12 protein-coding genes are annotated in these 13134 nt (G+C 66.0%); 9 read left to right on the forward strand and 3 right to left on the reverse strand.

Annotated features, from left to right (window positions below):
• From infB to pnp, 8 genes are all read left to right on the forward strand, one after another.
• On the forward strand, nt 1-2719 hold a 2719-nt coding region (infB, locus tag Q8M13_RS01405), incomplete at its 5' end, for a translation initiation factor IF-2 (protein ID WP_305297833.1).
• Nucleotides 2720-2833: 114 nt separating this feature from the next.
• Nucleotides 2834-3370: a lipocalin family protein gene (locus Q8M13_RS01410; protein ID WP_305297834.1), complete on the forward strand. Its 537-nt coding sequence runs from the start codon at nt 2834-2836 to the stop codon at nt 3368-3370.
• Nucleotides 3367-3873 carry a DUF2939 domain-containing protein gene (locus Q8M13_RS01415; protein ID WP_305297835.1) on the forward strand — a complete coding sequence of 169 codons (507 nt, stop codon included), beginning with the start codon at nt 3367-3369 and terminating at the stop codon, nt 3871-3873. The genes Q8M13_RS01410 and Q8M13_RS01415 overlap by 4 nt, the downstream gene beginning before the upstream one ends.
• Before the next feature lie 41 nt (nt 3874-3914).
• On the forward strand, nt 3915-4706 hold the full coding sequence (locus Q8M13_RS01420; protein WP_305297836.1) for a dienelactone hydrolase family protein: 792 nt from the start codon (nt 3915-3917) through the stop codon (nt 4704-4706).
• A 97-nt stretch (nt 4707-4803) separates the two neighbouring features.
• Nucleotides 4804-5241 carry a 30S ribosome-binding factor RbfA gene (rbfA, locus tag Q8M13_RS01425; RefSeq protein WP_305297837.1) on the forward strand — a complete coding sequence of 146 codons (438 nt, stop codon included), beginning with the start codon at nt 4804-4806 and terminating at the stop codon, nt 5239-5241.
• Nucleotides 5241-6185 (forward strand): tRNA pseudouridine(55) synthase TruB, encoded by a 945-nt coding sequence (gene truB / locus Q8M13_RS01430; RefSeq protein WP_305297838.1) that lies wholly within the window; start codon nt 5241-5243, stop codon nt 6183-6185. Before rbfA ends, truB begins: the two co-directional genes overlap by 1 nt.
• Nucleotides 6186-6188: 3 nt before the next feature.
• Nucleotides 6189-6458, forward strand: coding sequence for a 30S ribosomal protein S15 (gene rpsO / locus Q8M13_RS01435; RefSeq protein ID WP_305297839.1), 270 nt, complete (start codon nt 6189-6191; stop codon nt 6456-6458).
• Nucleotides 6459-6706: 248 nt separating this feature from the next.
• The gene (gene pnp / locus Q8M13_RS01440; RefSeq protein WP_305297840.1) at nt 6707-8848 is read left to right on the forward strand and encodes a polyribonucleotide nucleotidyltransferase; all 2142 of its coding nucleotides are present in this window, start codon (nt 6707-6709) and stop codon (nt 8846-8848) included.
• A 57-nt stretch (nt 8849-8905) separates the two neighbouring features.
• Here pnp and Q8M13_RS01445 read toward each other — a convergent pair whose 3' ends face one another.
• On the reverse strand, nt 8906-9220 hold the full coding sequence (locus Q8M13_RS01445; RefSeq protein ID WP_305297841.1) for a low affinity iron permease family protein: 315 nt from the start codon (nt 9218-9220) through the stop codon (nt 8906-8908).
• A gap of 64 nt (nt 9221-9284) precedes the next feature.
• On the opposite strand from Q8M13_RS01445, the gene Q8M13_RS01450 reads away from it, so the two are divergent.
• The gene (locus Q8M13_RS01450; RefSeq protein WP_305297842.1) at nt 9285-9884 is read left to right on the forward strand and encodes an SOS response-associated peptidase family protein; all 600 of its coding nucleotides are present in this window, start codon (nt 9285-9287) and stop codon (nt 9882-9884) included.
• A 5-nt stretch (nt 9885-9889) separates the two neighbouring features.
• On the opposite strand, the gene Q8M13_RS01455 is transcribed toward Q8M13_RS01450, so the two are convergent.
• Both Q8M13_RS01455 and Q8M13_RS01460 read right to left on the reverse strand, forming a co-directional pair.
• Nucleotides 9890-12208 carry a hybrid sensor histidine kinase/response regulator gene (locus Q8M13_RS01455; RefSeq protein ID WP_305297843.1) on the reverse strand — a complete coding sequence of 773 codons (2319 nt, stop codon included), beginning with the start codon at nt 12206-12208 and terminating at the stop codon, nt 9890-9892.
• A 117-nt stretch (nt 12209-12325) separates the two neighbouring features.
• Nucleotides 12326-13108 (reverse strand): SDR family NAD(P)-dependent oxidoreductase, encoded by a 783-nt coding sequence (locus Q8M13_RS01460; protein ID WP_305297844.1) that lies wholly within the window; start codon nt 13106-13108, stop codon nt 12326-12328.
• Between the last annotated feature and the right edge of the window lie 26 nt (nt 13109-13134).

A 13134-nucleotide genomic window follows, 5' to 3' on the forward strand; every position in this document is an offset into this window, starting at 1 on the left:
CGCCGCAGCTGCAGCGGCCGCCGCCGCTGCTGCTGCAGCGAAGTCCGCTGAGGCCCCGGCCGCCGCGCCGACCCCGGCTCCTGAAGCGCCCAGCGCGCCGCAGGCCGCCGCCCCTGAACCTACGCCCGCGCCTGTCGCCCCGGTGACGCCGGTCGCTCCGGCCGCCCCAGTGGTTTCGGCCCCGGCCGCGCCGCAGGCTGCTGCGCCCCAGGCTCCGCAAGCTCCTCAGGCCTCGACGCATCAAGCGCCGCGGACCGAAGGCCCGCGGCCTTCATCCGGCCAGACCCGCACCTACGAACCCTCTCGCGAACGCCGCGACGATCGCGCCTCGACGACGACCTATCGTCCCGAGCGCGCGCCCGGCCGTTTCGAGAACGCCAACTTCGGTCAGCGCGCTCCGCGCGCCGACGGTGGCGGCCAGCAACGGCCGCCGGCGCGTGAAAACGACCGCCCGCTGGGTGGTGATCGCGGTCCGCGCACCGACCGTCCGCACGGCGACCGGCCGCAGGGTGATCGTCCTCAGGGCGGCGGCGATCGTCCGCGCCCCAGCGGCGAACCTGTTCGTTATTCGGCGCTCGCGCCGCGTCCGGCGCCGGGCCGTCCCGGTGATCGTCCCGGTGGGCCCCGCCCGCCGCGCGGCGGCGCGCCGAACGCTCCGCCTGCGACGCCTGAAGTCCAGCGCGCAACCCGTTCGGCTCCCCGCCCTGGCGGTGAGACCGGTCGTCGTCCCGACGATGAAGAGGATACGCGCCGCAAGACCGCCGCTAGCGCCCCCAACAAGGCGATCAGCCGCGTCAAGGGTGCGGCCCAGCGTCGCGAAGGCCGCCTGACCATCCAAGCTGTGGCCGGTGATGATGAGGGCGCCGTCGAACGGATGCGCTCGCTCGCCTCGGTCCGCCGGGCGCGTGAACGTGAACGTGAAAAGCGCAAGGGCGGCGGCCAGGAAGCGGCCCGTGCGGCTCGCGAAGTCGTCATTCCGGACGTCATCACCGTGGCCGAACTGGCCAACCGGATGGCGACCCGCGGCGTTGAGATCATCAAGTTCCTGATGCGTCAGGGCGTGATGCTCAAGGTCAACGACGTCATCGACAACGACACCGCCGAACTGGTGGCGACCGAATTTGGCCACACCGTGCGCCGGGTTTCGGAATCCGACGTCGAGGAAGGGTTCATCGGCGAAGAGGATGTCGACGATCACCTGCTCCCGCGTCCGCCGGTCGTGGCGGTCATGGGCCACGTCGACCACGGCAAGACCTCGCTGCTGGACGCCCTGCGTTCGGCCGATGTCGCCGGTGGCGAGCGCGGCGGGATCACCCAGCACATCGGCGCCTATCAGGTGCGTCTGGAAAGTGGCCAATCGGTCACCTTCCTCGACACCCCTGGCCACGCGGCCTTCTCGGCCATGCGGGCTCGCGGCGCTGACGTGACCGATATCGTCATCCTGGTGGTGGCCGCCGACGACGGCGTCATGCCGCAGACGATCGAAGCGATCCATCACGCCAAGGCGTCGGGCGCTCCGATCATCGTGGCGATCAACAAGATCGATAAGCCGGGCGCCAATCCGCAGAAGGTGATCAACGAGCTGCTGCAGCACGAGATCGTCGTCGAGAGCCTGGGTGGCGAAACCCAAGCGATCGAAGTCTCGGCCCTTCAGAAGCTTGGCCTGGACGACCTGATCGAAGGCATCCTGCTGCAAGCCGAAGTCATGGACCTGAAGGCCAACCCGGACCGCATCGCGGACGGTACGGTCATCGAGGCCAAGCTCGATCGCGGACGCGGCGCGGTTTCGACCGTTCTGGTCAAGCGCGGTACGCTGAAGCGTGGCGACATCGTCGTGGCCGGCTCCAACTTCGGCCGCGTGCGCGCCCTGCTCAACGAGCGCGACGAACAGCTCGACTCCGCTGGCCCCTCGGTGCCGGTGGAAATCCTCGGCCTGGACGGTACGCCCAGCCCGGGTGAGCCCTTCGCCGTCGTGGAAAACGAAGCTCGCGCCCGTGAACTGACCGAGTATCGGACCCGTGTGAAGCGCGAGAAGGCCGGTTCGCCGGTCTCGGCGGGCGTCACCATGGCCGACTTCATGGCCAAGCTTCAGGACAAGAAGATCTCGGAGCTGCCGGTCATCATCAAGGCCGACGTCCAGGGTTCCGCCGAAGCCATCGTGGGTTCGCTGGCTGCGCTGGGCACCGACGAGGTGCGCGCCCGGATCATCCTCCAAGGCGCCGGTGCGATCAGCGAGAGCGACGTCATGCTGGCCAAGGGCGCGGGTTCCCCGATCCTCGGCTTCAACGTCCGCGCCTCGAAGCAGGCTCAAGCTCTGGCTGAACGCGAAGGCGTGGAAATCCGCTACTACGCGATCATCTACGACCTGATCGACGACATCAAAGGCGTGCTCTCGGGCATGCTGGCGCCGGAACAACGCGAAACCTTCCTGGGTAACGCGCGCGTCCTGCAGGTGTTCGACATCACCAAGGTCGGCCGGGTCGCCGGTTGCCGGGTCACCGACGGCGTGGTTCGCCGCGGCGCTCGCGTCCGGATCATCCGCGACGATATCGTGGTGTTGGAACTGGGCACCCTCAAGACCCTCAAGCGCTTCAAGGACGAGGTGGTCGAAGTCACCGCCGGCCAGGAGTGCGGGATGTTCTTCGAAGGCTTCCAGGACATCAAGGAAGGCGACGTCATCGAGTGCTTCAGCCTCGAAGAGGTCAAGCGCAGCCTCTAAGGCTCGCTACTCTCCAGATCGAAACAGCCCTCCGGGAGACCGGGGGGCTTTTTCTTTTTCGGAGCCAAATCGAGGCTCGGTCATTTGGGTCTGGAGCTTAGTCGGAGGTGGTCCATGCGTGTCCTGATCGTTGCACTTTTCGTTATGAGCCTGGCGGCCTGCGCCGCGGGTCCTCGAGGCAATTCGGCGGTCCCTGCCCCGGCCAAGAGCGTGGATCTGCAACGTTATAAGGGCCTCTGGTACGAGTTCGCCCGCTACGAGAACCGCTTCGAAGAGGGATGCGAGGGGGTGACGGCCGAGTACACGCCGCAGCCGGATGGTGTGATCGCGGTCAAGAACAGTTGCCGCGAGGCCACCGTGGACGGCCCGCTGAAGGTGTCGAACGGCAAGGCCAAGCCGGCTGGCGATCCCAAGGGCGCCAAACTTAAGGTGTCGTTTTTCGGCCCCGCTCTCATGACCAACTACTGGGTGCTCGATCACGGCGACGACTACGACTGGTCGATCGTGGGCGAGGGCTCTGGGCGCTATCTCTGGATCCTGACCCGCGAGCCCCGGCCCTCGGCCGAACGGCGCGTTGAACTGATCGCGCGCGCCAAGAGCCTGGGATACGACACAGACATGCTTCGCTACACGGAACAGCCTGCCCGATGAGATACCTGATCCTGGCCCTGGCCGCCCTGACCCTGTCGGCCTGCGCCACGGCGCAGCGCTACGACGCCGCCAACGACGTCCACGCCTTGTTGATCTCGATCCGCGACAACGACCAGGCGACGTTCGACGCCCATGTCGATCGCCCGGCCCTGAAGCGCCAGATCGAAAGCCGGCTGATGGCCGAGACGACCAAGGCCAGCTCGAACGACGGCTTGGCGGCGCTGTCGGCGATCCTCGCCCCGGCGCTGGCCGACATCGCCGGCGAGGCTCTGGTTCAGCCGCGCGTCTTCCGCTCGGTAGCGCAGTACTATGGCTATGACCCGGCCAGCCCCATTCCTGGCCCGCTGATCATCGGCGGCCAGTTGAAGGCGATCGGCGAGGGCCAGGTCTGCGCCACGCGCAAGAAGGACGGCCCCTGCCTGCTGGTCTTCACCGAGAGCGGCGGCACCTGGCGGCTGTCGGGCTTCGACGGTGATCTTTCCATGCTGCGCACAAAGCGCTGATCGGCCTAAGCTCCATCCCTACGACTTCCGGGGAGGGAGCGATGGGCTACGAAGCTGCACTTTCTGAGTATGACGAAGCCGCGTTCAGCCATGGCGGCCGGACTCGGAAGGTGTTCAAGCGTGGCTCGGGTCCCGCCGTCATCGTCATCCACGAGATGCCCGGCCTGCACCCGCTGGTCGTCCGGTTCGCCGATCGCGTGGCGGCCAGCGGCATGACCGCCTATTGCCCAAGCCTTTTCGGCGAGCCCGGCCGTCCGGTGTCCACAGGCTACGCCCTCCGCGAGATGATCGCCGGCATCTGTATCCGCCGGGAGTTCAATGTCTGGGCCAGCGACAAATCGAGCCCCATCGTTGACTGGCTGAAGGCCCTGGCTCGCCAAGCCCACGCCGATTGCGGCGGCCATGGCGTCGGCGCTGTGGGCATGTGCTTCACCGGCGGGTTCGCCCTGGCCATGATGACCGAACCGTCCGTTGTGGCTCCGGTTCTTTCCCAACCTTCCTTGCCGCTCGTCGGCAAGAACCAAAAGCGCGCCGCCGGCATCGGTGTATCGGCCAAGGAGATCGCCTGTGTCCGCCAGCGGTTCGCGGACGAGGACCTGTCGATGATCGGCCTGCGGTTCAAGAGCGACGACTTCGTCCCGGACGCCCGCTTCGAGACCTATCGGCGCGAGTTCGGCGAACGGTTCGAGGCGATCGAACTGGAGGATGCCGACGCCGCGCCGGCGCCGATGAAGCCCCACTCGGTGCTGACCCTGCACCTCAAGGAGGACGGCCCCACCAAGGCCGCCGAGCAACGGGTTCTGGCCTTCTTCCGTGAGCGGACGGGGGCCTGAGCGGGGTGGACTTTTCCAGGTCACGCGCCTAGAAGCCCGCGCTTCTCCTGAGCTGCCGCGTCCGAGCCGCGGGCCAGGTCCTATGAAGGCCAAGTCCATGAAACGTACTCCCCCCAAGGCCAAGAAGGCCCCAACGGGCCCATCGCAACGCCAGCTTCGCGCAGGCGAACTGATGCGCCACGCCCTGGTCGAGATCCTCCGTGAGGAAGACTTCACCGACGAGGCCCTGGCCGGCGTCTCGGTGACGATCACCGAGGTCCGGATGAGCCCCGACCTGCGCCACGCCATGTGCTTCATCGAGCCCCTGGGCGGAAAAAACGCCGAGGCCGTGGTCAAGGCCCTGACTCTGCACACCAAGTTCCTGCGCGGCCGGCTAGGCCGGTCAATCGACATGAAGTTCACGCCGGAACTGAAGTTCATGCACGACGAGAGCTTCAACGAGGCGACGCGGATCGGCGCCCTGTTCGACAATCCCAAGGTGCGACAGGACCTGACGCCGGACACTCCGTCCGACTCCTGGAAGGACGAGGACTAATGGCGCGGCGCCGGAAGGGCGACGCGATCTCGGGCTGGGTCTGTCTCGACAAGCCCTACGATCTTGGATCCACCCATGCGGTCAGCCGTGTGCGCCGATTGTTCAACGCCCAGAAGGCCGGCCATGCCGGCACGCTGGATCCGCTGGCCACGGGCATCCTGCCGATCGCGCTGGGCGAGGGGACCAAGACGGTCTCGTTCCTGGTGGACGCCGACAAGGCCTATCGCTTCACCATCGAGTGGGGCCGCACCACAGCCAGCTTCGACCGCGAAGGCGTGACGACGGCGACCTCCGACGTGCGACCTAGCGTCGCCGAGGTCGAGGCGGTGCTGCCGGAGTTCGTCGGCGAGATTCAACAGATCCCGCCGATATTCTCGGCCATCAAGGTCGATGGCGAGCGCGCCTACGATCTGGCCCGCGCCGGCGAGACGGTTGAGCTCAAACCCCGCGCGGTGACCATTCATGCCGCGCGTGTGGTGTCGGCCCCGGACGCCGATCATGTCGAGATCGAGGTCGAATGCGGCAAGGGCACCTATGTCCGCGCCATCGTCCGCGACCTGGCCGAACGGCTCGGCGCCTGTGGACATGTCAGTGCTTTGCGGCGGACCCGGGTCGGGCCGTTCGACGAGGCGAAGGCGATAACGCTGGAATTACTTGAGGAATTGGGCGATAAGGCCCGCTGCTTGGAGGCGCTGCTTCCGGTCGAGACCGCCCTGGACGACATCCCGGAGTTGGCCGTGACCACCGAAGATGCCTTCAAGTTGAAGCAGGGACGGCCGATCGTTCTCGTTCCCCGACAGGTGGAAGCGCTAAAGGCCCGGCTAACCCCCGGGACTCGAACCGTTTCAGCCATGGTGGACGGGATCGTGGTGGCGCTCTGCGAGATGCGTGCGGGCAAGCTCGAGCCTTCACGGGTCTTTCATCTGGAAAAGAGCGGAGACTGACCGATGTCGATTACTCTCGAGCGCAAAGCTGAGCTCATCAAGACCCACGGCCGTTCGGCCGGCGACACCGGAAGCGCTGAAGTGCAGGTGGCGATCTATTCTGAGCGGATCACTAACCTCACCGAGCACTTCAAGACCCACAAGAAAGACAACCACTCGCGTCGTGGCCTGCTGAAGCTGGTCTCCGCGCGTCGTTCGTTGCTCGATCACCTGAAGAAGTCCGATGAGGGCCGTTATCAGGCTCTGATCGAAAAGCTGGGTCTGCGCCGCTAGGACCGAAAGGTCAGCCCCCGGGAAACCGGGGGCTTTGCGTATCAGGCCTACACTACAGCGCCGCTCGCTCCGTAACAGGCCGGAGCGGCCAAGCGGCGATCCGGGCGACCCATGTCGGGCCGCTCGCTACACGCCGAGGGTTCCAAAGAAATCCTCACCCCCCGCCTGTTTGTCTGGAGAGGATTTCGGAAGTCCGACGCCCTGTCCGCCCCCGTTGGGAATACGCCCGCGGGATAGAAAGAAGCAAAATGTTCGAAATTAAACGCAAGACCATCGAGTGGGGCGGCAAGACGCTGACCCTCGAAACCGGCCGCATGGCCCGTCAGGCTGACGGCGCTGTCCTGGCCACCTACGGCGAGACCATGGTTCTCGCCACCGCCGTCTTCGCCAAGAGCGCGAAGCCGGGCCAGGACTTCTTCCCCCTGACCGTGAACTACCAGGAGAAGTTCTACGCCGCGGGTAAGATCCCCGGCTCCTTCCCCCGTCGTGAGGGCGCGCCCTCGCAAAAAGAAACCCTGACCTCGCGCCTGATCGACCGTCCGATCCGCCCGCTGTTCGTCAAGGGCTTCAAGAACGAAGTCCAAGTGGTCTGCACCGTGCTGGCCCACGACCTGGAAAACGATCCGGACATCGTGGCCCTGGTGGCGGCCTCCGCCGCCCTGGTGATCTCCGGCGCCCCGTTCATGGGCCCGATCGGCGCCGCGCGCGTTGGCTTGGTCAATGGCGAATACGTCCTGAACCCGACGTTGGATGAGATGAAGGAGTCCTCGATGGACCTCGTCGTCGCCTCGACCAACGACGCGGTGATGATGGTGGAGTCGGAAATCCAGGAGCTCAGCGAAGATGAGGTCCTGAAGGGCGTCATGTTCGCTCACGCCGGCATCCGGCCGGTGATCGACGCGATCATCGAACTGGCCGAGCACTCCGCCAAGGAGCCCTTCGAGTTCACCCCGGACGACACCGACGCCATCAAGGCCGAAGTGAAGAAGCTGATCGGCAAGGATCTGGCCTCGGCCTACAAGATCGTCGCCAAGGGCCAGCGTCACGACGCCGTCTCGGCCGCCAAGGCGAAGGCGACCGAGAAGTTCGCCAAATCCGACACGAACCCGGCCGGCATCGACGCCGCCAAGCTGGGCGGCGTGTTCAAGGAACTGGAAGCCGACGTCGTTCGTCGCAACATCCTGGACACCGGCATCCGCATCGACGGCCGCACCGTCGACAAGGTTCGCCAGATCGTCTCGGAAGTGGGCGTCCTGCCCCGCGCCCACGGTTCGGCCCTGTTCACGCGCGGCGAAACCCAGGCCCTGGTCGTGGCCACCCTGGGCACCGGCGACGACGAACAGCTGATCGACGCTCTCGAAGGCAAGTACTACGAGAAGTTCATGCTGCACTATAACTTCCCCCCCTTCTCGGTCGGGGAAACGGGCCGCATGGGCGCGCCGGGCCGTCGCGAAGTCGGCCACGGCAAGCTGGCGTGGCGGGCGATCCGTCCGATGCTGCCGAAGCAGGAAGAATTCCCCTATACGATCCGCCTGGTCTCCGAGATCTTCGAGTCCAACGGCTCGTCCTCGATGGCCTCGGTCTGCGGTTCTTCGCTGGCTCTTATGGACGCCGGCGTTCCCCTGAAGAAGCCGGTCTCCGGCATCGCCATGGGTCTGATCCTGGAATCCGACGGCTTCGCGGTTCTGTCCGACATCCTGGGTGACGAAGATCATCTGGGCGACATGGACTTCAAGGTCGCGGGCACCGAAGACGGCATCACGTCGCTGCAGATGGACATCAAGATCGCCGGTATCACCGAAGAGATCATGAAGCAGGCGCTCGCCCAGGCTAAGGACGGCCGCAAGCACATCCTCGGCGAAATGGCCAAGGCCATGGAAGCGCCGCGTCAGGAACTCGGCGAGTTCGCCCCGAAGATCGAGACCATGAAGGTCCCGGTCGACAAGATCCGTGAAGTGATCGGTTCGGGCGGCAAGGTCATCCGCGAAATCGTGGAAAAGACCGGCGCCAAGGTCGACATCGAAGACGACGGCACGATCAAGGTTTCGGCCTCCGATCAGTCGAAGATCGATGCCGCGAAGGAGTGGATCAAGTCGATCGCTTCGGAACCGGAACTGAACGCCATCTACACCGGCAAGGTCGTGAAGATCGTCGACTTCGGCGCTTTCGTGAACTTCTTCGGCGCCAAGGACGGCCTGGTCCACGTCTCGCAAATCTCCAACGAGCGCGTCGCCAAGGTCTCCGACGTCCTGACCGAGGGCCAGACCGTGAAGGTCAAGCTCCTGGGCTTCGACGATCGCGGCAAGACCCGCCTTTCGATGAAGGTCGTTGACCAGGAAACTGGCGAAGACCTGTCGGGCAAGGCTTCGGCCGAGACCGAGGAAGCCTAAGCTTCCGCACCATCTAGGTGATCTGAGAGGGCGGCCGCAGCGATGCGGCCGCCCTTTTCATTGCCCCTTGCGAGCCGCCTCGATGTCCTCCGTCGATTCCTCCTCGATGGCGGTCATCTCGTTGCGCGCGCCCTCGGTCGCGAGGATCAGTTCATCCAGCTTGGCCTGTAGCGCCATCGTATCGCGCCGGGCGTTGCGCTCGATGACCACGGCCATGACCACGGTGATCAGGGTGGCCGCGGCGTGCCAGTCGAGCGTCTCGCGCTCGAACACCATCCAGGCGACGACGAACCCAACCATGGCCAGCAGGGCGGCCGGGCGAGTGAAGAGCCGGCCAGCGGCGTCGAGCACGCGGTGCGAACGTGATGTCATGGGCGCTTAACGGCTCAGTCTGTCGCGCGTTGCAGGCCGCCGCCGAACCGCTAGGCTGGCGATCATGTGCAATGAGTTTCAGCGTCACAAATTGCTGACCGCCGCGATCGAGGAGTTCGACCGGCGCTCGCTGCCACTGTTCAAGTGGCATGACGGGCTGATCCCCAATCTTGACGCCCAGCCCTCGATCAAGATCCGTGATAGCGCGGTCATCGTGCGGCTGGTGGATGGGGCCCTCAGCGGTTCGACCGCGACCTGGGCCTGGCCCGGTCCGCGCGGGGCGCCGGTGTTCAATTTCCGCTCCGAGGGCCGAAACTTCTCCCGCAGCGACCGGGTGCTGATCCTGGCCGATGGGTTCTTCGAATACACCGCGCCTCAGTCGCCCAAGGTGAAGTTGAAGGATCGCCATCTCTTCACAATGGCGGGGGAGGATTGGTTCTGGATCGCCGGCGTGGTCAGGGATGGCTGCTTCACGATGCTCACGACGGCGCCCGGGCCTGACGTCGCGCCGTATCATGATCGCCAAGTCGTGACGCTGGGGTTGGAGGCCGGCATGGACTGGCTGGCCTTGTCGCGTCCGGAAGGCGAGCTGCTACGCTCCTCGCCGCCGGGAGCCTTGACCGTGCGGACCCTGCGCAAGGACGGGGTGGATCAGGCGGCATAGGTCGCTCAGGCGATTTCGCGGCTTCGGCTTAGCGCCTTCTGCAGCGCGAGGGTCAATTGCTCGGCCCGGAACGGTTTGCGGAGCAGGGGCCAAGCCAGCGTCGCGGCCCCATCCCCCAGCCGCTCGCCTCCGTAGCCTGTGGTCAGGACGATCGGCAGGTCCGGTGCGCGGGCCTGAGCGGCCCTGGCCAGATCGACGCCGCTCATGCCGCCGGGCATGACGATGTCGGAGATCAGCAGGTCGAAGCGGTCGCCGGCTTGGATGCGGGTTAGCGCGCTGGGGCCATCGGACACCCCCTCGACCTGGCAGCCCAGGTCAGAAAGCAGGCCCTCGGTGACTGTCCGGACCGCCGCATCATCCTCGACCAGCAACACCTTCAAGCCCGCGGCCCAGGGGCTGTCGTCGGTGTGGAAACGGTCAGGGGCTGGGACCTCCATTTCGGTGTCGGCCGCCGGGAGGTAGAGCGAGACCGTGGTGCCGAAGCCAATCGACGAGTCGATCGTCACTGCGCCGCCCACCTGGTTTACGAAGCCGTAGACCTGGGCAAGGCCGAGCCCAGTCCCCTTGCCGACGTCCTTCGTCGTGAAGAAGGGTTCGAACGCGCGCTCAAGGGTGTCGGGGGCCATGCCGCCGCCGTTGTCGGACACCGCCACCAGAACGTAGTCCCCGGCCAGTTGCGCGATCTCGCCTTGCTCCACGGTGCGCCGCTCGATGGAGATCTCAACGTCACCTCCCGCGTCAGGCACTGCGTCGGTGGCGTTGACTACAAGATTGAGCAGCGCGGCCTCAAACTGGGCCGGATCCAGCCGGCCGCAACCGACGGGACCTTCGTGACGAATGGTGAGGTTGACGGCCTCGCCCACCGCGCGGCGCATCAGCGGCTCGATCTGCTGGATCAGGGCGGTGACATCGACCACCTCCAGCTTCAGCTCTTGCCGGCGCGAGAAGGCCAGCAGTTGGCGGGTGAGCCGCTCGCCTCGCCGTCCTGCGGCCAGCGCCGCCTCGGCCAGGCGCGTGACTCGGGCGGTGTCGTCGGGACGCTTCAGGATCATGTCGAGACCGCCGATCACCACGGTCAGCAGGTTGTTGAAGTCATGGGCCACGCCGCCAGTCAGCCGCCCCACAGTTTCCAGGCGTTGAGCCTGGGCGAGGGCGGCTTCGGTCCGGGCGCGCTCGAGGAGGCTCTCTTCGAGCTCGCGCGTACGTTCGGCCACGCGTAGCTCCAGGTCGCTCCGGGCCTCGACGATCTCGGTGATGTCGCTCGAGGTGCCGAACCAGCGATGGACGCCGCCAACCTCGTTGTGGATGGCGGTGGCGCGTCCATTGACCCACCGCCAGACCCCGTCATGGCGGCGCAGGCGATATTCGATATCATAGGGCAGGCCGCCCTTGGCGGCCTGGGTCCAGGCCTGCTGCACCCCGTCGCGATCCTCGGGGTGGATGGCGTCGAGCCAGCCCTCTCCAAAGTGATGCTTGGCCGGAACACCGGTGAACGCCTCCCATTGCGGGCTGAGATAATCGCAGGCGCCATCGGGGCGGGTCGACCAGATCAGTTGGGGCAGGCTGTCGAGCAGGGCGCGGATGCGGGCCTCTCCGGCGCGGAGGGCGTTCTCCGATTGCCGCTGGGCGGTGACATCCTGGAACGTCACGGCCAAGCCGCCGGTGACCCTCATGGCGCTGGATCGGACGAAGCGTTCCTGGCCGTCGAGCAGGCGCCGCGCCTCGATATCGTCTGGACCGCCGCTTTCGAAGGCGCGCACCAGCCGCTGGACGATGGCGCGGCCGTTCTCCCCGGGGAAGATTTCGAGGATGCGGGCGCCTTTGAGGGTCTTTACGCCGGCGGGCGTCAAGCGATCGGCGGCATTGTTTGAATAGGCCCAGGTGAAGTCGATGATCGTATCGCCCTCATAGATCGGCTCGACGATTACGAAGCCGTCCAGGGACTGCTCCTGGAAGACGCGAAACCGCTCTTCGGCGGCGACGCCCCGAAGCACGGCGATGCGAATCGCCCGTGCGATGAACACGGTCGCCGTCGCCGTGGCGACGAAGGTCGCGAGCGAGGCGTATTGGGGGTCTTCAAGCCACAAGGCCCAGACCGTGAGCGCACTGGCGATCGTCGCCAGCAGACCGCCGCGCGCGCCTGCGATCAGCGTGGCGAACAATATGGCTGGATAGAAGATCATGTAGTCGGGAGGATCGGCCATCATCAGGCCGATGGCGGCGCGGAGCGCGGCGGCGGCTGCAACGGCGCAAAGGGAGGCGGCGTAGGCCAGCGTCGGGCGTTTAATCGCCGTCGCGAACCGCTGCGCCAATCGTCCCATCATGGCGCTGTCGACGCCCCCCAAGAAGTTCCAAAGATACGGAACCCCCAAAAGGCCACGACGTAAAGCGCCACGGAAAATTCACTGGGCCCGCCGTCGCCGGCAGGCCCAGCCAAGAGCTTAGCGCGGAGCCATCCGAATGGCGCCGTCGAGGCGAACGTCTTCGCCGTTGAAGTAGCCATTGGTGATCATCGTCAGGGCGAGCTGAGCATAGTCTTCGGCGTTGCCGAGGCGCTTGGGGAACGGCACCGAGGCGGCGAGGGCTTCCTTCACCTGCGGCGGGGCGCCGTTCATCAGCGGGGTATTGAAGATCCCGGGCAGGATGGTGTTCACCCGGATGCCCTCGCTGGCCAGATCTCGAGCGATCGGCAGGGTCATGCCTACAACGCCGCCCTTGGACGCCGAGTAGGCCGCCTGGCCCATCTGGCCGTCTTCGGCCGCGACCGAGGCGGTGTTGACGATCGCGCCGCGTTCGCCGTCTTCCAGCGGAGCCAGGTCCAGCATGCCCTTCGCCGACTTGGCGATGCAGCGGAAGGTGCCGACCAGGTTGATCTGGATGATGGTGTTGAAGGCGTCGAGCGGGAAGTGCTTGGTCTCGCCGGTCTGCTTGTCGCGGCCAGCGGTCTTGATGGCGTTGCCGGTGCCGGCGCAGTTGACCAGGATACGTTCCTGACCGTGGGCGGCGCGGGCCTTGGCGAAGCCGGCGTCGACATCTTCTTCAGACGTCACATTGACCTTGCAGAAGACGCCGCCCACTTCTTTAGCGACGGCTTCGCCCTTGGCTTCGTTCATGTCGAAGATGGCGACCTTGACGCCCTGGGCGGCCAGTTGGCGCACAGTGGCTTCGCCGAGGCCCGAGGCGCCGCCGGTGACGACCGCCGCAATGGAGGAATCGAGTTTCATGGACGCTTGGCTCCCGTTCACGTCTA

Source organism: Phenylobacterium sp., from assembly GCF_030681155.1.
Lineage (GTDB): Bacteria > Pseudomonadota > Alphaproteobacteria > Caulobacterales > Caulobacteraceae > Phenylobacterium.

What these genes read in the sequence shown, in the direction of transcription:
- Q8M13_RS01450 (WP_305297842.1), top strand. Translation starts at nt 9,285, where the DNA reads ATGTGCAATGAGTTTCAGCGTCACAAATTGCTGACCGCCGCGATCGAG.
- Q8M13_RS01420 (WP_305297836.1), top strand. Translation starts at nt 3,915, where the DNA reads ATGGGCTACGAAGCTGCACTTTCTGAGTATGACGAAGCCGCGTTCAGC.
- pnp (WP_305297840.1), top strand. Translation starts at nt 6,707, where the DNA reads ATGTTCGAAATTAAACGCAAGACCATCGAGTGGGGCGGCAAGACGCTG.
- Q8M13_RS01455 (WP_305297843.1), bottom strand. Translation starts at nt 12,208, where the DNA reads ATGATGGGACGATTGGCGCAGCGGTTCGCGACGGCGATTAAACGCCCG.
- Q8M13_RS01415 (WP_305297835.1), top strand. Translation starts at nt 3,367, where the DNA reads ATGAGATACCTGATCCTGGCCCTGGCCGCCCTGACCCTGTCGGCCTGC.
- Q8M13_RS01445 (WP_305297841.1), bottom strand. Translation starts at nt 9,220, where the DNA reads ATGACATCACGTTCGCACCGCGTGCTCGACGCCGCTGGCCGGCTCTTC.
- rbfA (WP_305297837.1), top strand. Translation starts at nt 4,804, where the DNA reads ATGAAACGTACTCCCCCCAAGGCCAAGAAGGCCCCAACGGGCCCATCG.
- rpsO (WP_305297839.1), top strand. Translation starts at nt 6,189, where the DNA reads ATGTCGATTACTCTCGAGCGCAAAGCTGAGCTCATCAAGACCCACGGC.
- Q8M13_RS01460 (WP_305297844.1), bottom strand. Translation starts at nt 13,108, where the DNA reads ATGAAACTCGATTCCTCCATTGCGGCGGTCGTCACCGGCGGCGCCTCG.
- truB (WP_305297838.1), top strand. Translation starts at nt 5,241, where the DNA reads ATGGCGCGGCGCCGGAAGGGCGACGCGATCTCGGGCTGGGTCTGTCTC.
- Q8M13_RS01410 (WP_305297834.1), top strand. Translation starts at nt 2,834, where the DNA reads ATGCGTGTCCTGATCGTTGCACTTTTCGTTATGAGCCTGGCGGCCTGC.